This is a genomic window from Pedobacter sp. GQ55, assembly GCF_059758925.1.
On record NZ_JCAXEI010000006.1, the window covers coordinates 179,170 to 203,582 of the forward strand.

The 24,413-nt window shown below is 39.1% G+C and carries 23 protein-coding genes; 6 read left to right on the forward strand and 17 right to left on the reverse strand.

The features are described from left to right. The first annotated feature begins 99 nt into the window (after nt 1-99). Complete coding sequence (locus tag AC6CH7_RS17070; protein ID WP_498263898.1) at nt 100-2,994, forward strand: DEAD/DEAH box helicase; 2,895 nt, start codon at nt 100-102, stop codon at nt 2,992-2,994. Here AC6CH7_RS17070 and aat read toward each other — a convergent pair. Next, nucleotides 2,991-3,623: a leucyl/phenylalanyl-tRNA--protein transferase gene (gene aat / locus AC6CH7_RS17075; protein ID WP_498263899.1), complete on the reverse strand. Its 633-nt coding sequence runs from the start codon at nt 3,621-3,623 to the stop codon at nt 2,991-2,993. The two genes, AC6CH7_RS17070 and aat, sit on opposite strands and share 4 nt — an antisense overlap. 69 nt (nt 3,624-3,692) lie before the next feature. Here aat and AC6CH7_RS17080 point away from each other — a divergent pair, with 69 nt between their 5' ends. Next, on the forward strand, nt 3,693-4,061 hold the full coding sequence (locus AC6CH7_RS17080) for a YccF domain-containing protein (protein ID WP_498263900.1): 369 nt from the start codon (nt 3,693-3,695) through the stop codon (nt 4,059-4,061). Here the strand turns inward: AC6CH7_RS17080 and AC6CH7_RS17085 are convergent. After that, nucleotides 4,058-5,035 (reverse strand): App1 family protein phosphatidate phosphatase, encoded by a 978-nt coding sequence (locus tag AC6CH7_RS17085; RefSeq protein ID WP_498263901.1) that lies wholly within the window; start codon nt 5,033-5,035, stop codon nt 4,058-4,060. The two genes, AC6CH7_RS17080 and AC6CH7_RS17085, sit on opposite strands and share 4 nt — an antisense overlap. A 54-nt stretch (nt 5,036-5,089) precedes the next feature. On the opposite strand from AC6CH7_RS17085, the gene AC6CH7_RS17090 reads away from it, so the two are divergent. Beyond that, complete coding sequence (locus AC6CH7_RS17090; protein ID WP_498263902.1) at nt 5,090-5,965, forward strand: diacylglycerol/lipid kinase family protein; 876 nt, start codon at nt 5,090-5,092, stop codon at nt 5,963-5,965. Here AC6CH7_RS17090 and AC6CH7_RS17095 read toward each other — a convergent pair. The 11 genes from AC6CH7_RS17095 to AC6CH7_RS17145 form a co-directional block, all read right to left on the reverse strand. Continuing rightward, nucleotides 5,962-6,612 carry a TonB family protein gene (locus AC6CH7_RS17095; protein ID WP_498263903.1) on the reverse strand — a complete coding sequence of 217 codons (651 nt, stop codon included), beginning with the start codon at nt 6,610-6,612 and terminating at the stop codon, nt 5,962-5,964. The two genes, AC6CH7_RS17090 and AC6CH7_RS17095, sit on opposite strands and share 4 nt — an antisense overlap. 32 nt (nt 6,613-6,644) lie before the next feature. After that, nucleotides 6,645-7,322 carry a peptidoglycan DD-metalloendopeptidase family protein gene (locus AC6CH7_RS17100; RefSeq protein ID WP_498263904.1) on the reverse strand — a complete coding sequence of 226 codons (678 nt, stop codon included), beginning with the start codon at nt 7,320-7,322 and terminating at the stop codon, nt 6,645-6,647. Further along, on the reverse strand, nt 7,319-7,696 hold the full coding sequence (gene rbfA, locus AC6CH7_RS17105) for a 30S ribosome-binding factor RbfA (protein ID WP_498263905.1): 378 nt from the start codon (nt 7,694-7,696) through the stop codon (nt 7,319-7,321). The genes AC6CH7_RS17100 and rbfA overlap by 4 nt, the downstream gene beginning before the upstream one ends. Nucleotides 7,697-7,727: 31 nt before the next feature. Then, entirely contained in the window at nt 7,728-8,918 is a 1,191-nt protein-coding gene (gene hflX, locus AC6CH7_RS17110) for a GTPase HflX (RefSeq protein WP_172662208.1), read from the reverse strand. 22 nt (nt 8,919-8,940) lie between these two features. Then, nucleotides 8,941-9,732, reverse strand: a complete 792-nt coding sequence (gene trpC / locus AC6CH7_RS17115) for an indole-3-glycerol phosphate synthase TrpC (protein ID WP_498263906.1) — start codon at nt 9,730-9,732, stop codon at nt 8,941-8,943. Nucleotides 9,733-9,734: 2 nt separating this feature from the next. Further along, nucleotides 9,735-10,307 (reverse strand): anthranilate synthase component II, encoded by a 573-nt coding sequence (locus AC6CH7_RS17120; RefSeq protein ID WP_498263907.1) that lies wholly within the window; start codon nt 10,305-10,307, stop codon nt 9,735-9,737. Between the two features lie 19 nt (nt 10,308-10,326). Next, nucleotides 10,327-11,730 (reverse strand): anthranilate synthase component I family protein, encoded by a 1,404-nt coding sequence (locus tag AC6CH7_RS17125; RefSeq protein ID WP_498263908.1) that lies wholly within the window; start codon nt 11,728-11,730, stop codon nt 10,327-10,329. A 233-nt stretch (nt 11,731-11,963) separates the two neighbouring features. Next, on the reverse strand, nt 11,964-12,398 hold the full coding sequence (locus AC6CH7_RS17130; RefSeq protein WP_498263909.1) for a cytochrome B: 435 nt from the start codon (nt 12,396-12,398) through the stop codon (nt 11,964-11,966). An 84-nt stretch (nt 12,399-12,482) separates the two neighbouring features. Then, nucleotides 12,483-12,890, reverse strand: a complete 408-nt coding sequence (locus AC6CH7_RS17135; protein ID WP_498263910.1) for a Dabb family protein — start codon at nt 12,888-12,890, stop codon at nt 12,483-12,485. A gap of 25 nt (nt 12,891-12,915) precedes the next feature. Beyond that, complete coding sequence (locus AC6CH7_RS17140; protein ID WP_498263911.1) at nt 12,916-13,365, reverse strand: carboxymuconolactone decarboxylase family protein; 450 nt, start codon at nt 13,363-13,365, stop codon at nt 12,916-12,918. Nucleotides 13,366-13,382: 17 nt separating this feature from the next. Further along, nucleotides 13,383-14,225 (reverse strand): sigma-70 family RNA polymerase sigma factor, encoded by an 843-nt coding sequence (locus AC6CH7_RS17145; RefSeq protein WP_498263912.1) that lies wholly within the window; start codon nt 14,223-14,225, stop codon nt 13,383-13,385. 57 nt (nt 14,226-14,282) lie between these two features. Here AC6CH7_RS17145 and AC6CH7_RS17150 point away from each other — a divergent pair, with 57 nt between their 5' ends. From AC6CH7_RS17150 to AC6CH7_RS17160, 3 genes are read left to right on the forward strand one after another with little or no spacing between them, the layout of a single operon-like run. Next, nucleotides 14,283-15,815, forward strand: a complete 1,533-nt coding sequence (locus tag AC6CH7_RS17150; protein ID WP_498263913.1) for a TPM domain-containing protein — start codon at nt 14,283-14,285, stop codon at nt 15,813-15,815. A 21-nt stretch (nt 15,816-15,836) separates the two neighbouring features. Continuing rightward, on the forward strand, nt 15,837-16,901 hold the full coding sequence (locus AC6CH7_RS17155) for a carboxypeptidase-like regulatory domain-containing protein (RefSeq protein WP_498263914.1): 1,065 nt from the start codon (nt 15,837-15,839) through the stop codon (nt 16,899-16,901). Between the two features lie 39 nt (nt 16,902-16,940). After that, nucleotides 16,941-17,411 carry a group II truncated hemoglobin gene (locus tag AC6CH7_RS17160; RefSeq protein WP_498263915.1) on the forward strand — a complete coding sequence of 157 codons (471 nt, stop codon included), beginning with the start codon at nt 16,941-16,943 and terminating at the stop codon, nt 17,409-17,411. Between the two features lie 179 nt (nt 17,412-17,590). Here the strand turns inward: AC6CH7_RS17160 and AC6CH7_RS17165 are convergent, their stop codons facing one another. The 4 genes from AC6CH7_RS17165 to AC6CH7_RS17180 all read right to left on the reverse strand — a co-directional run bounded on the left by AC6CH7_RS17165 (nt 17,591) and on the right by AC6CH7_RS17180 (nt 24,236). After that, nucleotides 17,591-19,351, reverse strand: coding sequence for a RagB/SusD family nutrient uptake outer membrane protein (locus AC6CH7_RS17165; RefSeq protein ID WP_498263916.1), 1,761 nt, complete (start codon nt 19,349-19,351; stop codon nt 17,591-17,593). Between the two features lie 2 nt (nt 19,352-19,353). Then, nucleotides 19,354-22,635: a SusC/RagA family TonB-linked outer membrane protein gene (locus AC6CH7_RS17170; protein WP_498263917.1), complete on the reverse strand. Its 3,282-nt coding sequence runs from the start codon at nt 22,633-22,635 to the stop codon at nt 19,354-19,356. A gap of 67 nt (nt 22,636-22,702) precedes the next feature. Further along, entirely contained in the window at nt 22,703-23,626 is a 924-nt protein-coding gene (locus tag AC6CH7_RS17175; RefSeq protein ID WP_498263918.1) for a FecR family protein, read from the reverse strand. Between the two features lie 58 nt (nt 23,627-23,684). Then, nucleotides 23,685-24,236, reverse strand: coding sequence for an RNA polymerase sigma factor (locus AC6CH7_RS17180; protein ID WP_498263919.1), 552 nt, complete (start codon nt 24,234-24,236; stop codon nt 23,685-23,687). Nucleotides 24,237-24,413 lie beyond the last annotated feature (177 nt).

Here is a 24,413-nt window from a genome sequence, read left to right on the forward strand (position 1 = left end):
TTAGCCATATTATGAGATTCCATTTGAAAAGAACTTCAATTTGACGTATGTTTAGAGATTTTTAAATGCTTATCCTCCGATTATTTTAATCTTTAGTCAATGTTACGCGTAGATAGTACCAAACCCTGCAAAATTGTATACTCATTGTGTAAACACGCGTATTTCGGATATTTAATCGAACCTCACATGGTTCAGTTAAATCCGCAGGGCGATTTCTCTCTTACCTATCAGCGCTTGTTCTCACATACTGCTAAGGAGTTTGCGAAACATTTAACAGATAATGATTTTAAGCTTATCAAAATCCTTGATGAAACCGAACAGGACTTTATCATAAAAAAGTATCACAAGAAAGCAATAAGACCCGGAGAGTTCTTTAGCAAGTTTTTTAACGATAAGTTCTATGAAACTGTCCGCCCAAAAATTGAGAGGAAACTATCTGAAGTTCTGGAAGCCCTCAAAGCGGAAGGCTCATTGTATTTAATGGATAATGATGGCTGGCCTGCAGAGCGAAAAATAGATATTGCACTGGAGCCCTCTACGGTACTGTTCCATTTTAGGCGTAATAATATTGAAACGCGCTATTTCCCTACCATAAAATATCAGGGATTAAGAATCGATTTCATGTTCAAGGATGCTCAAATTATAAGTAATCAGCCAGCATGGCTGCTGCTTAACGATATGATCTATTTCTTTGAGCAAGATATTGAAGGAAAAAAATTGCTGCCTTTTTTAAACAAGCGCTACATTACCATACCAAAGACAACCGAGGAAACCTATTTTGAAAAATTTGTTTGCCCGCTTATTGAAAAATACCATGTTTACGCCGAGGGCTTTGATATTAAAACAGAAAAGCATGATCCAACGCCAACGCTAAAGGTCATTTATGTAGAATCGGGAGTTTCTCAGCTTCAGCTCTACTTTAAATACGGGGAATATGCCTTTGCCATGGGCAATGAAAAAAAGGTAACCGTTCGTCTCGCCAAAGAGGACGACAACTACATTTTTACCCGTATAAAAAGAGATACTATATTTGAGAAACAGAAATTTGATGCGCTGCTAAATCTTGGCTTAAAGAAAACCAGTGCTCTCTTTCACAACCTCGAAGTTTCGGGTAATCACGATGAAGATCAATCTTATGCCATCATCAATTGGGTAAACGAGCATATAGAAAGTTTAAAAAACCTTGGTTTTGAAATAGAACAACATAATGGAGCAAAAAAATTCTTATTTGCTGCCAATAAAATAGATTTTGAGATTAAAGAAGATAACGATTGGTTTGACATCAATGCCATAGTATACTTTGGTATCTTTCCGGTACCCTTTCTATCTCTTAAACAACACATACTTCACAAAAAGCGGGAATTTACACTTCCTGATGGCACAATTGCTATTATTCCCGAAAAGTGGTTTTCTCAATATAGCAGCCTTTTCAGCTTATCAGAAGGAGGCAAGTCACTCCACCTAAAGAAACATCACATAGGGCTCATCAATGAACTGGCAGAGGACAGCATCGCCAATATAACCCTAAGCCGTAAACTTGAAAGATTAAATGATTTCGAGAACATTGCCGACACCCAGATGCCGGTCCATTTCAAAGGCGACCTGCGTAGTTATCAAAAGGCCGGCTACAATTGGTTTAGCTTCCTGCGTGAGTATAATTTCGGTGGGTGTTTAGCCGATGATATGGGTTTGGGAAAAACCATCCAAACACTGGCAATGCTGCAAAAGCTTAAAGAAGAAAATGAGCAAAATTCAACTCATGGCACTTCCTTAATTGTTATGCCAACATCCCTAATTTACAACTGGTTAAATGAGGCTAAAAAGTTCACACCTAAGCTCAAAATACATCCACATACCGGAACTACAAGAGATAAAGACGTAAGTATATTTGCGAAGTATGATATCGTTATTACAACTTACGGGATTACCAGAGTGGATATAGATATTCTGAAAAACTTCTATTTCAGCTACATCATATTAGATGAAAGCCAGAATATAAAAAACCCTTCGTCAAAATCATTTAAAGCGGTTAAGGCGTTAAAATCTAAATACAGACTAATCCTGAGTGGTACTCCTGTCGAAAACTCTGTAAGCGACCTTTGGACCCAGCTTACCTTTTTAAACCCCGGTCTGCTGGGCACGCAGTCATTCTTTAACGAAGAATATGTTCAGGCTATCGAGAAAAGGAAGGATGAAGAAAAGGCCCGTAAGCTGCAAGCCATTATAAAGCCTTTTGTTTTACGCCGTACAAAAGAACAGGTAGCAGCAGAACTTCCTTCTAAAACCGAACAGGTGTTTTATTGCGATATGACTGAGGACCAGGCTGCATATTATGAAAAAACAAAATCTGCCTATCGTAACGACCTGCTAAGCAGTATGGATGATGGGACCTATGCAAAAAAACAAGTACAACTCTTACAGGGTCTAACGGCACTACGTCAACTGGCAAACCATCCGGTTATGATAGACGATACCTACGCTTCTGATTCCGGTAAATTCGAAAATGTAATCCATACACTCGACAATGTACTTAAAGGCGGGCATAAGGTTCTTATCTTTTCGCAGTTTGTAAAGCACCTGAATATCTTCAGGGCCTATTTCGAAAAAGAAAGTATCTCCTTTTCTTATCTTGATGGGTCAACCAAAAACCGCGGAGAAATCGTTGCTGAATTCCAGAAAAACACGGAATTAAAGGTATTCTTAATTTCTATTAAGGCAGGTGGTGTAGGTTTAAACTTAACCCAGGCAGATTACGTATTTATTCTTGATCCATGGTGGAACCCCGCGGTAGAACAGCAGGCAATAGATCGTACACACAGAATAGGCCAGGAGAAGAAAGTGTTTATCTATAAATTCATTGCAAAAGATACCGTAGAAGAAAAGATATTAGCACTACAAAACCGTAAAAAACGACTAGCCAGCTCTTTGATTACCACAGAAGAAAGTTTCTTCAAATCTTTAAGTAAAGAAGACATCAAAGAGATCCTGAATTAATCTTTCAGGAATTCATCATACTGCTCGCGCGAAATCATTTCTGCCCCTAAACTCATCAGATGATCATTGGGCAGCTGGCAGTCTATTAGCTTAAATCTATCAGTTTTGCACAACCATATTAGTGCCGTTTTTGAGGCATTACTTACCAAACTAAACATACTTTCACCGCAAAAAACATCACCCACTTCCACGCCATACAACCCTCCTACCAATACCTTATCTTTCCAGACCTCTACACTTTTAGCATATCCGCTTTCATGCAAACTAATGTAGGCATCCTGCATTTGCTGAGTAATCCATGTGCCCGGCTGATCTTTTCTTCCCACTTTAGCGCAGTTAACGATCACCTCCCGAAAGGCTTTGTTAAAGGTTACCACAAATGTGCCTGATTTAAGGACTTTAACCATGCTTTTACTCACCCTCACTTCTGCGGGATATATGACACAGCGCTCATGTGGCGAATACCAACAAATTGGATCATCATCACTAAACCACGGAAAAATTCCATTACGATAAGCCAAAAGCAATCTTTCAATGCTCAAATCTCCACCTACGGCAAGCAATCCATCGGGATCTGCCAAAGCCGGGTCAGGAAAAACAATCTCGTCTTCTGGTAGTCTAAAAACCATTTACAATAATAAAACAATAGGTTTAATGTAACTAATCTTGCTATATTTCATCATAATAAAAAGCGTAACATGAACTTAATAGGCAATATCATCTGGATCATTTTTGGTGGAATATTTATTTTTTTCGAATATATAATCGGTGGTCTTATCCTATGTCTTACTATTGTCGGAATTCCATTCGGACTACAATGCTTCAAGTTTGCTTTTGTTGGTCTTGCCCCTTTTGGTGTTAAAATTACCGATACCTCTTCCAATACTGGCTGCTTATCAACCGTAATGAATGTCATCTGGTTGATATTTGGGGGCTTCTGGATTGCCCTTACCCATCTTTTCTTTGGCCTCCTGTTCTGCATTACCATTATAGGTATTCCATTTGGCCGACAACATTTTAAATTAATGAATCTTGCCTTTTCTCCATTTGGAAAATCGATAAGCTAATCTGCAATCAGTCCTATCTTTTTAGAATGTTCAATTGCATCTACACTGTTTTCAAACAAACAGGTACGGATGTTTTGTGCCTCTATCCTTTTCAATAACGCTTTGGTTGGTTCTTCCATATCCTTGCGGATATTTCTGATGTAAACCGCTGCAATATTTTTAGGGTATTTCTCTGCAATAGCAGTATATATTTCCGGATCCTTCTGTGTATTGTCTCCAAAAAAGACAAACTTTTGATTTGGAAAAGCATCCAAAATTCTCATCACCCTCATCAACTTCCCTTCATGACCGGTCTTACCTGTTTTAACAAGATCCCTCCACTGTTTAATCTGATTCAATAAAAAGGCCCCATCCGGCAATTTATTATAGCTGAAAATCTCTACCAGATAATCATATAAATTCCATTCACTGCTAGATACATAGAAAAAGGGATTAGGCTGATCTGCCGTGGTATGTGAAATTGCCAGGGCACTATAATGCGTATAGGTACCTTTAAACGTTTTTCGTGTTCTTGGGTTTTTAATAAAAAGCTCTCTAAGTCTTCTTCTGATAGTTGCCGAATGCGACACCATTACCGTATCATCAATATCAGAAATAAAGGCAAACTGAGTAATGTGGGGTACAAACACCTGACCTAGCCCTATGGCTAATATTTTTCCATCCTTATCTAAAGCCTCAATCTTTACCCCATGCCATCCCGCATCTACGTTTTCATTGGCCGACCACTCAAATTTAAAAAAGCCATCGTATTCCGTTTTGCGGTATACTTCCTGACCATTAAAAGTGAGCCTTACTTGCACATGAGGATATGGCTTTAGTACAAACAACTTCAACAAATGAATAATGTTAACGAATAAATTATTACTAAAGCCCTGCATTGTTTTGGCCCTAAATTTAAATACATGACCGTATACCACAAGGTTATGCGTGTGTCCGTATCCATGGTATACCTTAACACTTACAGATTTATTCATTAATAATTAAAACAGAGCAATACTAAAGTTGTTTGTGATATTAAAGAAAATGTAATGGGAGAAAAATCTGTTCAATTGAAATTGCTGTTTATCGTTAATCCAGGATCAGGAAATGGTGAGCTCAATTTTGCTGATGCCATAAGCGCATATTTTGAAGCATCAGTACACACTGCCGAGATTTATGAGCTGCCCGTAGACTGTTCATTTGAAAAACTTAAAGAAATAATAGCCGGTTCAAATGCAGACCGCGTGATAGCTGTAGGCGGCGATGGAACCGTGAAATTGATTGCCGAGTGCTTACTCCAAACAGATACGCCTATGGGCATTATACCTGCCGGATCTGCAAATGGCATGGCCAAAGAATTGGGCATCCCAACAACCGTTAAGGAATCTTTGGATGTGACAGTAAACGGGCAGCCTAAAAAAATACATGTCATAACGGTAAACGGTGAGCTATGCATTCACCTTGCCGATATTGGGTTCAATGCCTATCTCGTTAAAAAATTCAATGACCTGCCGCAGCGCGGAATGTGGGGATACACTAAAGCCGCATGGAAAGCGCTATGGAGCCATCACAAAATGCAGGTACAGATTAAGGTAAAAGATAAAACTATCCGTTCTGAAGCAGCTATGGTGGTTATCGCAAATGCAACCATGTATGGCACAGGTGTTAAAATTAACCCTGATGGCAAACTGGACGATGATTTCTTTGAAGTAATTCTGGTAAAAGAGTACTCCGTGATGGAGATTTTAAAACTAAGGTTTACCAATATGGCTTTAAACCCCAAGAATATTGAATCCTTTCAAACCACTAGTCTTAACATAAAAACACGACATAAAGCGCATTTTCAGGTTGATGGCGAATATATGGGCAAGGTAAGCAGAATTGAAGCTAATATAGTTCCTGCAGCCGTTAGCGTTATTGTCTAATTGCAGTATTTAGCGATCTGCTCGTCCGCCAAATCATACCCCATATTCTTTACAAACATAAAATCTTCACATGCGCCTTGCTTATCCTTCTGTTTCAGTTTCTTCAAACCATCGTTTATCCTCATTTTCATATACTCTTCATCATAGCCAAGGCTTGCTTTCAGCGCTTCGATCCTTCGCTGCTCATCGGCAGTAAATTTACCTGTTGCCTTGTGCCTGTAAAAATTAAGCACAGCATCTGTCATACCTATATTGGTTTTATAGGTTTCTATGGCCTGCTTTATATCTTTCTGACTTTTATTCTGGCAGTCATCTCCAGACAGCTTAAAGTTTATTGGGACCACAACAGACACCGTAGTATCATGATCAGCAGGAACGATCCACTTACCGCTGCTTAGTCTGATCAACCTTAGTGCCTCGTCGTCAAGATCTGTTCCAATGCCTTTTTGAATCCTAGAGAAATAGACCTCTCCCACTTTATTCAATTTAAAGCTTATGGTAACGCTTCCGTCAATACAATTTTGTAATGAATACCGGGGATAAACCTTATTGTTCATCACAAAAGACTCTAATCCACCTTTTAGAGTTGGCTGAGCTTTAACATTTAGCCCCAACAAAAGAAATAATGCTAAAAGAATCTTTGACATATACCAATTTACGTATTTTAAACTAAAGCCGATTAAAATGTGTGCTTTAAAATTACTGCAGGATCGGGGCAATTCTTTAGATAAATATCTCTTTTAGTGTATTGGCATACGCCCGGATAATCACCTTTTAACCCCTGCATATTATATATCAGCTGAAAGTGTAAATGCGGAGGCCAGTAACCATTTTCTTCTTTTGTACCAAAAGCAGCAAATCGCCTCCCGGCAGGAATAAACATTCCCTCTTCCAGCCCTTGTAAGGATTCAACACTCAAATGTCCGTATAAGGCATGAATTACCACATCTCCCAAAACATATTTCAGAATAATGGTTCCACCATAGTCACCAAAGGTATTGTTGAATTTAAAGCTATGTACCACCGCATCATAAAAATTATAAATAGGTGTTCCTGCCGGCCCCCATATATCTACGCCTAAATGCAGCCTTCTGGGTTCTTCGGCGGTATCAAAATGAGCACTGCGCGCATAAATAGACCTGTGTTCATTATAGCCGCCAATGCCATATCTACAATTATTTAAACGCAGTTTTTCTTCAACCCAGGTAGTAAACAGGTCGGTATCATCTAAAATATCGTTTGTGAGCTCTTTATTTTCGGCGGTAAGATCAAGAGGATACAGCAAGTCATGAGCAGCATCAAAATCCACCACTTTACCAATTACGGCATCACTCCGGTTTAAGGCCGTTAAGATCAATCGGCTTGCTCATCCGTCTCCTTACGGTCTCTGGATATTTTATCGAATAACTTATCCATATGCTCTACATACTCATTAGTATCGTCTAAAAAGAAGGTAAGCGTAGGGATTACACGAGCCTGGTGACGAATACGTGCCCCCAGTTTATACCTGATTTCACTTGAATGTGAATTCACCTCAGCAACAGATAAGGTCGTATTGTTTGTATTTAAAAAGCTCAAATAAATTTTTGCTACCGCCAAATCCGGAGAAACGCGAACCTTTGTAATAGTAACCAGTGTGTTGGGTAAATATGCAGCGCCTTCGCGCTGAAAAATAGCAGCTAATTCCTCTTGTATCACCCCGGCAAATTTCTGTTGACGTTTACTTTCCATAATTTTTCTCTTTCTACTTTAACGGCATTAATTAATATAACAGCTTATCATAAGGATAGCGTTCGGTATGCAAAGCAACAACTTTATCGTATAATAATTGTTTAAATTCCTCTAAATTCTCTTTGTGCAGGGCAGATATAAATATAGAAGGGGCATTATGATTTGCCATCCAGCTACGCTTAAAATCATCAAGCGTAAGCACGGCTCTTTCTTCATCTTCATGATCAGGCTCTGGGCTCACATAAGCATCCATTTTATTAAACACCATAATCGTCTCTTTATCTCTTGCGCCAAGATCCTTCAGGGTCTCATTCACTACATTGATCTGGTCTTCAAAGTTAGCATGCGATACATCCACAACGTGGATCAGTACATCTGCTTCACGTACCTCATCCAATGTCGATTTAAAACATTCTACCAAATGGTGAGGCAACTTTCTGATGAACCCTACTGTATCTGATAATAAAAATGGTAAATTCTCAATAACCACCTTTCTTACTGTAGTATCCAATGTGGCAAATAGTTTGTTTTCGGCAAACACTTCAGATTTAGAAAGCATATTCATAATCGTTGATTTCCCTACGTTGGTATATCCAACAAGGGCAACCCTGATGAGTTGTCCGCGGTTCTTTCTTTGCGTTTCGTTTTGCCTATCAATCTGGCTCAGCCTGCTTTTTAAAAGGGCGATCTTTTCAAGGATCATCCTTCTATCACTCTCAATCTGCGTCTCACCCGGACCTCTCATGCCAATACCACCCTTTTGGCGCTCTAAGTGAGTCCATAAGCGGGTAAGTCGAGGTAATAAGTATTGTAATTGTGCAAGTTCAACCTGAGTTTTAGCTTGTGCTGTCTGTGCCCTGCTGGCAAAAATATCAAGGATCAGGTTACTCCTATCTAATATTTTAACCTGTAATTCCCGTTCAATATTTCTTAGTTGTGATGGAGAAAGCTCATCATCAAAAACAACCATATCTATCTCTTCAGACTTTACGTAAGCCTGTATTTCTTCAAGTTTCCCTGTCCCAACAAAAGTTCCACGGTCAGGTTTAAGCATCTTCTGCGTAAACTCATGTTCCACAACACCACCCGCCGTATCTACCAGAAAAGCAAGCTCATCCAGGTATTCCCTGGTTTCATCTGGCTTTTCACCAGGCCTGATTACTCCTACAAGTACCGCCCGTTCCGGCTTAAGTGCCGTATCGTAATATTTCTGTTTTCCCATGTAAAGTACAAAGATACAAAAGTTATACCGAGATCAATTCACTGACAAACTCTCTGATTGCAAGTCCCGGATCTTCAGTTTTCATGAAGTTTTCGCCAATCAAAAAGCCATTAAACCCCGCTTGTTTTAATAATTTAATTGTAGAAGTATCGCTGATGGCACTTTCAGATATCTTCATAAAATCATCAGGAATCTGATCCACAAGATCAAACGAAGTCTGAATGTTTACTGTAAAATCAGCAAGGTTTCTGTTGTTAACGCCAATGGCATCCAGATCCTTACAAATGCTCCTTTCAAGCTCCTGCTGGTTGTGCACTTCCAGCAGCACATTAAGCCCTAAACCCTTCGCTGTGCCCGCTAGGGTTACAATTTCCTGCGGAGTAAGGATCGCAGCAATTAATAAAATGATATCAGCACCCCAGGCTTTTGCCTCAAGGATCTGATATTCATCAATCATAAAATCCTTTCTCAGAATAGGAACCTTGTTCGCGGCTCTGGCCTCAATCAAATCTCGTTGATGACCTCCAAAGAAGTCGGTATCTGTTAGTACAGACAATGCCGAGGCTCCGGCAGAAGCATAAGCCGTAGTGACATCGGCAACTGTAACTTTGTCATTAATAACACCCTTAGACGGAGATTGGCGCTTAAACTCAGCAATAATACCGGTCCGGTCATCTGCTAATAAAAACTCCTTAAAAGAATACGGATTGCGATTAAAGTGCTGCGCAGCCTCCAGCTGTTTAACAGAAACATGCTGCTTAGCCAAGCCCACTTCTTCCTTCTTTCTCAGTACAATTTTATCTAAAATATTCATATTTAACTTTCTAACCAGTTCTGCATCATTTGTTTTCCATACTCAGTAAGCACACTTTCGGGATGGAATTGTACGCCACGAACATCAAGCGCTTTATGGCTCAAAGCCATGATCTCATCTGTTTCATCAGTTGCCGTAACCACAAAGCAATCAGGCAGCCCTTTATTACTAACCACCCATGAGTGATAGCGACCCACTTTAATTACCTCCGGGCAATCCTTAAATAAAAGTTCAGTCTTATCCAACACGGCAATTGGTGTGGCAATTCCATGCATAGGTTTACCTAAATTTAACAAACTTCCTCCAAATGCTTCAGCAATCGCTTGCTGACCCAAGCAAACACCAAAAATACTCTTGGTAGGTGCATAGGTTTTGATTACCTCAAGTAGTAAGCCCGCCTCTTCAGGTATCCCCGGTCCTGGCGAAAGCAAAATCTTATCGTACTGCTCAACATCGGCAAGTTCAAATTTGTCATTCCTCCACACCTCAACATCCCTGCCCAATTCATTTACTAAATGCACCAGGTTATAAGTAAACGAATCGTAATTATCTATAACCAAAACTTTCTTTTGCATGATCTTATTATTCTCCATCTTAAATTTGCGTAGCCATTTCTATTGCCCTGCGCAAAGCAGCAATTTTATTATTTACTTCATTCAGTTCATTTTCCGCAATAGAGTCGGCAACAATACCGGCACCTGCTCTGTAATGAAGCTGATTGTTTTTACTCATAAATGTCCTGATCATGATGCAGTGATTAAACTCATCATTAAAGCCCATATAGCCAAGTGCCCCGGCATAAAAGTTCCTTCCAAGGCCTTCATTCTCATCAATCAATTGCATAGCCCTGTATTTAGGTGCTCCGCTTAATGTTCCCGCCGGATAAGTATCAGCAACAACCTTAAATGCCGAAACCTTTTCCTGTAGGTTGCCACTCACTTTAGAAACCAGGTGAATCAGGTGAGAATAGTATTGAACTTCTTTAAAAGATTTCACGTGAACACCACTGCAATGCCTGCTAAGGTCATTCCTGGCCAAATCTACCAGCATTACATGCTCAGCACTTTCTTTAGGATCCTCTTCCAGTTTTTTCGCTTGTTCTGCATCCTCTATGTCATTTCCCGTGCGTTTAAACGTACCGGCAATAGGGAAAATATTAGCTACATTATTCTTTATGGTAATTTGAGCTTCGGGTGATGACCCAAAAAGCTTAAAGCTTCCGTAATCAAAATAAAACAGATATGGCGATGGATTTATTGATCTTAAGCATCTGTAAACATTAAACTCATCACCCAAAAAGCCTTGGTTATACGCTCTGGAAGGAACAATTTGAAAAACATCTCCACGCAATATGTGCTTCTTAAGTTTATCAACCATGTTCATGAAATCTTCGTTTGTCAGGTTGGAGTGCTCTTCACCACTCGTTTTAAAACTATACTCAGGATAGTTCTTGTTCTGAATAATGTATTCCATCTTTTCCAGATCCTCATTATCATCGCCATTAAACCTGTTTTTAAACAAGGTGATCTCATTACGAAAATGATCAATAGCAATAATATACCTGTAAATATGGTACTGCATTGTTGGAATCTCTTCGCCTTTCGGAGTTTCAGAAGAGAAGATAATATCTTCAAAATATTGTACCGCGTTCCATGTAAAATATCCAAACAAACCACTAGAAATATGTCTGTTGCCATCAATTACATCCGGTGTAAAAGCAGCTTTAAAAGCATCTATTTCTTCGGTTAGTACAAACTCCGTTTTTTCCTCTTTCCGTCCGTCAGGAAAGTAAGAAGAAAGCACACCATTTTGCAGTATAATACCCGCAACAGGTTCAGCACACACATAACTCATAGAGTTCTCACGACTATGGTAGTCGGAGCTTTCCAGTAAAATTGTATTTGGAAATACATCTCTCAATCTCAGGTAAATACTTACCGGAGTAGTGGTATCTGCAAGTCTCTTTTTATAAGCTGTGTTAATGGTATAATTATTCATAATAACATTTTTTTCAATTCATTTATTCAAATTGCCGGATCATAAAAAAACCCGGCGTGTGGTTACGTCGGGTTTTACAATGTGGTTTGGTTTAGGTTGATAAACTATAAGGTACACAAGGTTACGACGAAACTCTTTTCAGAATTACCACGCCACTGCCAAGTATGTATATTGTTAATCATGTGCAACAAAAATATAAATAAATCTTACTAAACAAAATTAAATTGTGAAATTTATGAAACTCCAAAAAAACTACGACTAGGATCAGCCATAGTCATCTGTATAATTGATGCGATAATCACGATTAGCCCTAATCCAAAATACAGCGCAATGGTGCGATGTTTGCCCGATGGATCATCTACTCTTTTCGATCTGGCATTGCCTACAGTAACTAAAATGGCAGCAAAAATCATCATTGCAATATGTTCCATTTTCCAATATCTTATTCCTGCTTCAACAAGCGGGCTCACAAAGTACAATACCAAACCAAATAAAATTTGGACATGTACAAATATTAAAGTAAACACATTCAATTTTCTATTTCCTTCTGTATATGGTTTTTTTCCAAGCCATCCTGCAATTGCAGTTACTATTGCCACTACCAATAAAATTAAGACGATATAACGCCATCCTGAGTGTGCACTCTTTAAAATGTGATAAAATTTCATAACGGTTTTTCTTTCAAACTTAAGTAATTACTTTATGCTTTATGTAATAGCGAATTACTAAATGATATTTAAAACGATTCTATTTTAGGCCTCAACTGCATCATAGACAACTACTTTTTCCCATAAATGGCTGTAGTTTTTTATAAATTCCAGGTGTATTGGATGTGTTTGATAGGTTGCCTGACCTTCAAGATCACTAAAGAACATCAATTCAGATACTCCCCAGCTGTTATCAATAACATCGCGTTTTTCAGTACTGGCTACAATACCCACATGTAGTTCTTTTACGGTCGGGATTTTCGAAAGTGCTTTCACACCTGCGGCTAATTTATCACGATCTTCTTTTGAATCTGGATTTTTCAACCAGAAAAACACATGGTGTACCACCGGATAATTTTTTTTCATATTTGATAACGGCATAGCGGTTGCGGCTGTCCCCACCGCAAGTACTGCAGCAGTTCCAATAAATTTTCTTCTGTTAGACTTATTCATAATGCATAAATCTATGAAAAAAATATTACTTCACTTCATATGTCCCAGCTATTGTTCCAAAAGACTTAACCAGCCTGTTCCATGAGTTTATTTGGGCAACTGCCAATGAAAGATTTGCAATCTCGGCATTAGAAAAATGCTTTTTAAGCTCATCATGCAAATCATCTGATTCCTTTTCTTCCTGAAGATTGGTTAATCTTTCCGCAAAAGCCAATACAGCTCTTTCTTTAGGTGTATAATAGTCCGTTTCTCTCCAAACCGACAGCGAAATAAGCCGTTGTAATGTTTCGCCTTTGTGTACCGCTTCCTTCGAGTGCATATCCAAACAATATGCACAGCCATTAATCTGCGAAACTCTCACATCCAATAAATCAATTAATAGTGGATCAATTCCTGAACTGCGGAGATAATCCTTTATCTGCCTCATTGCTTTAAATAACCCTTCCGGGATTTCATTCTGACTAATTCGTAACATAAAATATTCTTTTTCTCTTAAAGACAATCAACATATCTAAAGTGTGACAACTTATCTGGATTTCGAATAAAAAAGATATTCGCAATTTCATTTTGCTCAAACGCAAATATCTGACAGCTTACCATCACCCCATCTTCATAGTGAAACATTGCCGGTTGATGATTGATCCACGCATATTTAGAGGTTCTTTTGGAAAAGAATTTCGTTTGCAACCCCTTTAAAAACTTAATTACATTAGCCCTACCCAAAACAGGCCTTAAAGCAGCCAGCACTTGTCCTCCGCCATCAGACATCACAGAAATATCGACCTTAAGGATCAACTCCAGCTCCTGAACATCGCCCCTCTTTATTGCATTTACATATTTTAAGAGCAATTCTGTTTCCACACCATTTTTACCCGGCGTCTCTCCCTGCTGCAGGCGTTGTTTTGCCCGCTTCAAAATCTGCCGCGAGTGATCAATTGTTATTTCCAACACCTCAGCAATCTCAGCATGGCTATAATCAAAAACTGCCTTTAGAATAAAAACTGCCCTTTGTCGAGGCGTTAATTTTTCCAGAAGCACCATTAAGGAATAAGAAAGCACCTCTTTTTTACTCAAGGCAGAATCCGCCTCATTAGTATCAATAGGCTCTGGCAGCCATATTCCCGGATATTCATGCTGTAACCGCTCACTTTGCTTCTTATAATTAATAGCCAGATTAATTACCGAACGCACCAAATAAGCTTTCTCATTAATAACATTAGTGGTGTCTATCTGCAAGAATTTTAGAAAAGCATCTTGTACGATATCGAGTGAGGCCTCGTAGGATCCTGTAATATTGTATGCATATGTAGCCAGTAAGGGCCTTAAATGATTCATAGTCCTGTTTCAAACTTACAGAAAAAAAGAGATATTTACCTAACACTACAAACGCTCATGAGAACATCAACGCTACTGCCATTTATCCTTTTACTCTCCATATTTATTGGGTGTAAGCAATCTAAAGAGAAATTAATTCTTAACATCCCCGACCCTAAAACACTTAACGAATCATACGTAAGCAATCCGGACAAAATACTTGCAAACGAGACTGTTTCTTCATTAAATGAAAAACTCAGGGAATTAGACCAGTCAGGGAAAGCACATATTGACGTGGTATTTGTCAAGAGTATTGGAGATAATGTGCCCAAGGAAATTGCAACCATGCTATTCAACTCATGGAAAATTGGTGACAAGAAAACCAATAATGGCTTGCTTATATTTATAGTTGAAGACCAACACCGGATAGAATTTGAAACAGGCTATGGGTTAGAGGGAATATTGCCTGATGTAACATGTTACAAAATCCAGCAAGACTACATGATTCCCTATGCCAAACAAAACGACTACGACAATGCAGTAAAAAAAGGAGTGGATGCTGTTATTGAGCACATAACCAGCGAAAACAACGCAATATATCATGCACCAGACAGCACCTCGCTTGCACAAATTGATGAACCGCCAGTTATTATTGACCCTGGCACTTCACAACCTTACGATGTCGCCCCACAAGCCCTCACGGCACCGGTAAAACAAAGGGCAGCGCCCATTGTTGATTTCCTTTTACTCATCATCCTTGCCATTTATATGGTATTTTCTTCGCTGGTAGGTCAACGGTTAACAGCCCACAAAGGCATACCGCGAATAAAAAATCCTGTTATCTATTTTCTCTGGATAGCCCCTGTTACCCTGATTATTTTATTAAACATCTACCTGCCGTTTGAATGGCACAACATCAGAACAATTCTAATACTCTATTTCTTTTTATGGATGTACGTGAACCTGCACTTCTATTTTTTAGGCAGGAGGTTAATCACCACCCTAAAGGATAAAACACCACACCAACAGTATCTGGCATGGCAATCTACCCATTTACCATCCCAATACATCAGAAAAGCATTCCCTACAACATTTTTAAGATCCTACTGGAATAATTACACTGAACTTCTGCATACTTTACGATCAAGCCCAATGATATGCGAAAAATGCAGCAATAAGATGATTATACTAAATGAGGAAAAGGATGATCAATACCTGTTAAAAGGAAATATTATAGAAGAGCAAATTGACTCAATCGATTATGATGTATGGATGTGCAGGTCTTGCAAAACAGAACTGATACTCGATTATAAGAATCCTGAAGCTAAAGCCCAGGAATGCTCAAAATGCCATTTCTATACCTTTTTATATAAACGAAGGGCTATCCATAAAGCTTCAACCACAGAGAATGAGGGTTTCGGCTATAGTTATTATCTATGCGAATATTGCAAATACGAAGAGAAGATAAAGTTTATCATTCCAAAGATATCAACCTCAAGTGGATCTTCCCCTTCGGGTAGCAGCAGCTGGTCTTCTTCCAGTAGCAGTAGCAGTTCTTCAAGCAGCAGCGGAGGCTCATCAGGAGGAGGCGGGGCTGGCAGCAGTTGGTAAACTCACATTAACTAATTAATCATGAAACAAATTATACACTTAATCTTTATTATTTTACTTAGTACAGGTTCATTAAAAGCCCAGGAATCTTTTACGATAAGCGGCACTGTATTTAACGCAAAAGAGGAAATTATACAAGGTGCTACGGCGTTTATTGATGGCTCTGAAAAAGGTACAGCAACAAATGCAAAGGGCGAATTTAAATTCACCAATATAAAACCCGGCACCTATCAGGTCATTGTGAGCATGATTGGTTATGCTTCCACAAAACAAAATGTAATTATTCAAGACCAGTCTGCCTCATTAAATATTCATATTAAAGAAAAAGCAACCGTTCTGCGTGAAGTAGTAATTGGTAATGATTCCCAGCGTAAAGAAAACATAAAAATATTTCTGAAGAATTTCCTGGGTGAGTCTGTTAATGCAAAGAAATGCAAGATACTAAACCTCGAAATTCTTGATTTTTCGACCATCAAGACCATACTGGAGGCAACATCAGATGATTTCCTGATCATTGAAAACAAAAGCCTGGGCTACCGCATAAAATACCTGCTCAGGAACTTTCGGTACAACAAGGGAACGGGGGTTACAAGTTACGATGGAGAATCTGTATTCGAAAATTTAGCAGGCACTGAAGAAGAAAAAAGCACCTGGATTGAAAACAGGAAAAAAGCGTACCAGGGCTCCCTTATGCATTACTTACGATCGCTCTATAAAAACAATTTGAGGCAAGAGGGCTTTATTACTCTTGAAGTAAAGAACAACAGTCAGCCACTACAATTAGCTCCAAATCCGGTAAACATGGAGCAATATATCAATACTGTTGACAGCAATTTTATTCAGTTAAAATTCAAAACCCGGCTATATGTTGTTTTTGATAAAGAGAATACTTTAAAAGCGGATGAACAGGATCAAAAGGGTACAATCACAAAAATGATGGATAAGGATGGTTCTATTATGCGCTTGTTTTTGGATAATGCCATCATAGACAGCAAAGGTAGCTATGTGGATTACAGAAGCTTTTTCATACAGGGCTTTTGGGGTGGCAAAAGAATTGGCGATCAACTGCCATTCGAATATAATTAGATTCGTCTATCTTTATATTGATATCAAAAATAGAAACAAATGGAAAAGACTATTCCAACACTTTATCAATGGGCCGACGGCATGCCTGTTTTTGAGAAACTTATGAGTTCTTTTTATAAAAAAGTTCTGCTGGACGACACTCTTGAGCCTATTTTTAAACATATGTCTGCCGATCATCAGCTACATGTAGCCCATTTTATTGCCGAGGTTTTTGGTGGGCCTAAAATGTACAGTTCCCAGGAAGGTTCACACTTTAAAATGATTCAAAAACACCTTGGCAAACATTTAACTGAAACCCATAGAAAACGTTGGGTACAGCTTCTTATAGAAACCGCAGACGAGCTTACTTTACCTGATGATCCTGAGTTTCGTTCGGCATTTGTAGCTTACATTGAATGGGGAACCAGGATTGCTGTTTTGAATTCTTCGGAAATGGAAGTGGCGCTAAATCCGGAGGAACCCATGCCCAAATGGGGATGGGGAGAGCCCGGCGGTCCTTTTATCCCGTAAACACAATCGTTCAGCTTTTTAGCGTTCCGTCCCTATAGTTCATTCGTAAAAAGGTGCTTTTTCCCGGACAAGCTTAAAACAAGCGACGAACCAGCTTTAACCATGCTGTACAAAAAGGGTTATCAGAGACAACTTCACTCCCTGACAACCCTAATAAATTATAGTAATACTGAATAACCTCAGTATCCCTGATTCTGATGGAATGCCTTGGTTACATCTAAAGTTGATTGAGGTATTGGAAATATCCTTCTTGTAGGCTGAGACGTTGGCTTAGCACTAAAAGGAAGCTCATATTTTCCAAAACGGATCATTTGTGGTCTTCTGAACATTTCCCAATACGTTTCAAAACCAATCTCTTTATAAAGGGTAGCCTCGTCAAGCGATGTTATCGCTACACCCGGTGCATTTCCGTAAAGTGATTCTCTTTTTCTTGAAGTGCGTAAAATGTTGATGTCGTTTAATGCCAACGCAGTTTGTCCTTTACGGAAGTAAGCTTCTGCCCTCATGGTATAAATAACTCCCAAACGGAATAACGGAATGTCAACATTGCTGCTACCATTTCCTTCTTCAGGGTCAAACTCAAACTTAAATACCCGCGCGCCCCTGTTGATCTGGTTTTGAGCAAATACAGCTTGTGTAGGATTAGTGAAATTAAGCTCCGGAGTAAAATCCATGCGTGTACCGGTACTTTTTTCCATATAAAGCTCAGAAACTTTGATCCTTCCGTTGTCAGTCATCTCAAAACCGCCTGAAGCATTAAGTTTTGGACCATACTGAGGTCCAACCATGATCCCGCGATTGAAATGAAACCATGGCAGGTTATTGCTTTTAGGAACAATATCCGATGCAGGAACACTGCCCGCGGCATCGTTCATAAACCAGGTCCCATCACTATACTGATACTTTCTGGTAAACCTTGGATCGTCATGGTTACCATTCCAGGTAGCATAAAACTCTGGACTGATACATGCTGCATTAGTTCCCCTGTTTGCAGAAGATGGTTTTTGATTACGCTCTACCCCAACATAAGCAAAGGAATTAGAACCGTTTCTGATGTAATCTATTTTTTGTACCACCACAAAGATAAGTTCAGAACCGCCTGAATTTTTGATAGCAAAGTTGTCGAAATAGTTAGTTTCCAAACGGAATTTACCCGGGTTGATCAATAATGAGGTATAATAGATCACCTTATCCATATCGGTATCATTGCTGTTTACCGACTTCTCATTAAAATTAAAGGAAGCTGCATAGCGATCTTTATACACTGCACGGTTAAGGTACATGTTGGCCAATAATCCGTAGGCCGCTTCTTTGGTAAACCTTCCGTTATGGGTAGATTGTTCTCCGAGCGTGGCAAGACTTGGAATTAAACCCTCTACCTCTGTAATAAGTCCGTCTATTGCCGATGCCGCCTGTCTAATTTCCAGCGGGGCATTTTCATTAGCCGGATCACGGTAAGGTGCCTGCCCAAACAGATCAAGGGTGGTATAGGTATAGTAGGCCAATAAGCCTTTAGCTTCGGCAAGAAAAAGATCTTTTTGCGCGCCAGCGCCCGTGCTGTTTGCTTTTATAGCGGTTAATGACCTGGTGATGCCATTGGTAAGCATATTCCAGTTATCTGTTACAATAGGGTTATCTGCTGCCCAGGTAAACTCATGCATAGAACGCCATTTACCCCCATCGCCCCAGTCGCTTCCACGTGTAGGTAGCAGGGCCTCATCTGTTGTATATTCCTGTAATGAAAATACCGCCCCATGATCTACAAAGGTTCCGTCGCCCAACCTGTCGTAAGCTGCTGCTAAAGCACCCGCAGGATTGGAAGCATCTTCACCCAATACTTCATCAAGCACAACCTCGTTTAATTTCGTACAGTTGGTAAGAAACAAGGCTCCAAGTAGAAATATGATATTTCTTGCTCTAAATAGTTTGTTTGTTCTCATTTTTATAATTTTATAGTTGCGCCAAAAAGAAACGTTTTTGCAGTTGGATAACTAGAATAATCTATGCCCAATGATTGGTTTCCACCACTCGCTTTTGGACTGTTAATTAATGGGTCGTAACCACTGTATTTAGTGATTGTAAATAAATTTTGTCCGGTAACATAAATACCTAACCCGTTAAGCCAGGTCAGCTTGTTGAACTTAAAATTATAGCCCAAACGTGCTGAATTAAGTCTTAAGAAATCTGATTTCTCTAAGTAGAGTGTAGAAAGCTGAGGCGGATTTGCAGGATTGGCGCCCGATTTAAAATAACGGGAAGAAACATTTCTGTCTGAAGCCAGGTTATTGATGTTTAATGCATTCAATCCTGTATTATTTACTAAATAACCACCCGACTGTCCTATAATTGAAAAGGAGAAGTCGAAGCTTTTGTAATTCATCTGGCTGTTAAAACCATAAGTAAATTTGGGAATTGCACCTTGAATAATCACACGGTCATTGTTATTGATTACCCCATCGTTATTAACATCCTTAAAGATGTTAGCTCCTTTATCATCATATCCGATATGTTCCAATAAATAAAATGAGCCCGCAGCATAACCACTTTTATAAATATTGGCCGCTACTCCTGATTGTCCGGGACCTGATATGGTGCCTGAAAGGATTTCGGAAACCGGTAGGTTTTCAATTTTATTTTGGAGTGTAGCACCGTTGGCATCAATTGACCAGCTGAAATTACCATTGTCGATCAGCTTAGAACCCAACATAAACTCAAACCCTTTGTTTACAATTTTACCATCAATATTTACCCATACCGTGTTGGTTGGACTTAAAACCTGTGAGGGGATATTAAGAATCGCATCGGTTGTGGTTTTTTTGAAGTAATCTAATGTTCCGTATAATTTGCCTTTCCATAGTTCAAAATCCAATCCCACGTTGTATTGAGTGACCACTTCCCACTTTAAATCAGGATTTGGTGTTCTGGTTACAGAGATACCATTTACCAGTGCTAAATCATCATACAAGTAGTAACCATCGCCAGTAGATAAGGCGTAACTGGCTTTGGTGATTTTGTTTTCAACCTCCTGGTTACCGGTTTGGCCCCAGCTGGCTCTTAATTTCAGGTTATCAAGGAAAGAAACATCTTTCAGGAAATCTTCCTGCGACATGTTCCAGCCAAGTGCAAAGGAAGGAAAGTAACCGTATTTGTTGTTTTTTCCAAAACGGGTAGAACCATCGGCACGTATAGATGCTGTTAACAGGTATTTATTGGCATACGAGTAGTTAACCCTTGAGAAAAAAGACTGCAATTCATTTTCCTGTGCAAATCCGAATACTCCTGTTTGTTTACCTGCAAAGCCTGGGTTATTTTCAGGTAAAACACCTGAGCTTTCAGCAGCTATTCCATCAATACTAAAGCTATTTCCGCCCCGCTCAAACTTTTGATACGAGAATCCGCCAAGTACTTCCAGTTTGTGTTTGCCTTCTAACAGGTTATAGTTCAGGTAGTGCTCCATAAGCGTGCTTTTGGAGTTTAAGTTGTACTGTACGTATTTCCCTGTTGGGTTAATGTCTGTAAGGTTAGGGAATATAGTGGTATTCCTTTCTGCTACAGAACGATCTAAACCCAGGTTAAATTTGTATTCAAGGCCTTTTACTATTCTGAAAGAAAGGTCCATATTTCCAAGAACCCTTAACGTACGTGTCCTGTCGCGATAAACGCTAAGCAAATAAGCCGGGTTGTAATGCGCATTCATGTTGAAATTGGTGTATTTACCATTTTCATCAAATACCGGACGTGTTGGATTAGACATTAGGGTTTGGATGATCAGCTGTCCGTTAGAACCTCCATCATCACTGGTTGGAACGCCATCATCTTTTGTTTCACTTGCGGTAAGGTTTACCCCGATTTTTAAGCGCTGGTTGTCAAGAAAAGATTCGGAAGCGTTGATCCTACCGGATGTACGTCTGAAATCACTGTTTTTAACAATACCCTCCTGATCCATCTGCGCAGCAGATACATAGTAGTTTCCGGAATTTGTTTGTTTTGAAAACGATAATGAGCTGTTTCTGGTTTGGGCACGACGGTAAATCACATCCTGCCAATCGGTGTTGCCACCGTGATCAAAAGCCTTCTCGGTAATTGCATTACGATATTCATCTGCCGAAAGCAAATCAAGCTTATGCGCTACAGTAGATAGTCCAAGGTAAGAATCGGCGGTAAAAGTAGCTTCTCCCTTTTTCCCTTTTTTAGTGGTTACAATAACAACACCGTTGGAGCCGCGGGCTCCATAAATTGCTGCCGCAGAAGCATCTTTTAAAACAGAGATAGATTCGATGTCACTTGTATTTAAAAAGTTAAGCGGGTTCTTTGCTTTTGATGATCCGAATCCCACATTTTGCCCGGTCGGACTTACATCGTCGTTAGTTAGTGGTACTCCGTCTACTACAAAAAGCGGTGTGCTGCCACTTCTGATAGAGCCTACACCGCGGATGGTCACATCAACACCACCACCCGGCTCACCACTGCTGTTCACTACCCTTACACCGGCAACTTTACCCTGCAATAAGTTATCGGCAGATACGACAACTCCCTGTCTGAAGCTCTTTTCATCCAATTGGGTAACTGAACCGGTTACATCCTTTTTCGTTTGTTTTCCATAACCTACAACTAAAACTTCACCCAAACTGGATGCATCAGGTTCCAGTTTAATGGTAAGCACATCGGCATCAATCACAATCAGTTTACTTTTATATCCAATAAAAGATACTTCCAGGGTTTTTCCTTTGGTAGATCTGATTTCAAATTCCCCTTTAGTGCCTGTACTAACAGCATTTTTAGAATCTGTTTCTCTAACTGTCGCACCTATAAGTGGCAGGTCGTTTTCATCCAACACCTTACCCTTTATGATTTGTTGAACGGAAGACACTTTAGCAGGTATTTTATCTTTTTTATTCTTACTGATCAGTACCAGATTTTCAACAATGCTATAGCTAAAATCGGCTTTCTCTGACAGGTCTTTAAGCAGTTCTTTAAGTGGTTTGGAATAGGTTACCGGGTATGTCTTCTTATCGGCAATTACCGCCTCACTATAGCTAAACTTATAGCTGGTTTGCTTGCTCAATTGTAAAAAGATGTTTACCAAGGTCTCGTTGGATGCCTTAGCATTCTCATTGAAGTAACTGTTAACCAATGTTTTTGACTGTGCAGGTTGCATAAGCAGGAAACCCGCAGCCAGAAAACATATCTTTTTCAGGTTAAAAAAAGTATATTTATAATGCATATTTAAGTTATTAATTTATTTGATACTTAATAGTTAGCCGTAGTTGTTCTCAGCAACTGCGGTTTTTTTAATGACTTACGGTTACTGTATCTCCATATGGTTTGAATTTTAGGTGTGTAACATAATTTATTTGATCCAGGATATTTTGAAGGGACAAGCCGCCTTTGATATACAGCGTTATCCTTGTATTTAGTATTTCTTTGTCTTCAGGTTTAAAGTTTACCCCATGCTTGAAATTGAGGAGTGCAAATACTTTATGTAGGGTGACATTGTTTAAATCTATATCCTTCTTATACCAGCTGTAAAGCGACGTATCGCTTACTCTTTGTTTTTTAAGTCCTGATGTAGTAAAAACTGCTCTTTCATTAGGTTCCAGATAAGTAATCTGCTTATCTGACGACACGCGCACATGCCCTGTGATTACGGTAACGCTTGATCTGCCTTCATCAAGGCTGATATGGAATGAGGTCCCCAATACGCTTGTTTTTATATTGGCAGAGGTAATGATGAAAGGATGCTTTGGATCTTTTGTTACTTTAAAAAAAGCATTACCTTTTAGCAGGGTAACAGATCTGGTTTTGCTATTAAATTGTTCAGGGTATTTAAAAACCGAGTTTGCAGCAAGGTAAACCAATGTTCCATCATTAAGCTTTACAGAATCGGTAGCAGATTTGGTTGCTACCGTAATATCTTTAATATCAACCTTAGAGGTTAAAAACATTCCAATGCCCACCATCAAGACAATGCATGCGGCGACGGCATACTTATAATAGTGTGCGAAAGATTTTTTTACGGTACTATGGGTTTCTATCTTTTTAAAGATCTCTGCAGAAACAGTTTCCTTAGAACCCATTTTAGTGCTATCCCATTCAGCATTATCAAATTCTTTTTTTAGAAAATCTTCTAACAGATTTTTCTCTGCTTCAGAAATTTCATTTCTCTCGCTTTTCTCTGTCAGATGCCTGAGATAGTGTATCTTCTTTTTTGTCATAATACTTATAAATCAACTATAAGTACCAGCGATGGCAAAAAAGTACTATCCGGATTTGTTAAATTATCATTAAGATACCATTAAGATGAGTGGCAAGGTAAATTCCAATTGCATAGATGAACAAAGATGTTTCTCCGGCATGGAGTCTTAACTGCTTTAATGCGGAGGAAACCTGGTTTTTTACCGTTTGTTTAGAGAGATTTAATTTAGCTGCAATTTGCGCTATATCCATTTCCTCTAATTTATTCATAATCAGAATTTCTTTTCGTTTCTCAGGAAGATGTTCTAATAAGGAATAAAGTTTATCCAGCAGTTCAGGTTCCAGCGAAGAAGTGTTCTCAACCAGGTAGTTCTCAAATTTTTCCTCAATAACTACGGTATCAAAGCGCTTTTTTCTGTACTCTTTTAATACCTGATTTTTGGCGGCCCTAAATAAATAATGCTCTATGGATAAAATATGGACTTTATCTCTTCTGCCCCAAAGGTCGGCAAAGATATCCTGTACTATGTTTTGTGAAACATATTCATCACCCGTCATCTTAAAACAGAAGGCATATAACTTTTCCCAATGCTGGATATAGATATATTCAAAGCTTTTAAGGTCTTTCATTCGAGCTTGTCTGTTTGTGCGCTAAGTAACAAAACTTAAATAGCCTCAATTTTATTTAAAGGTTATATTTAAATTAACTCTTAGTATTTGGTTAGCTGAATATACCTATTTTAAACTACCAAGCAAAGACCAACGATTGCATTTCTAACCAAAATTCATTTGCAGGATATACACACC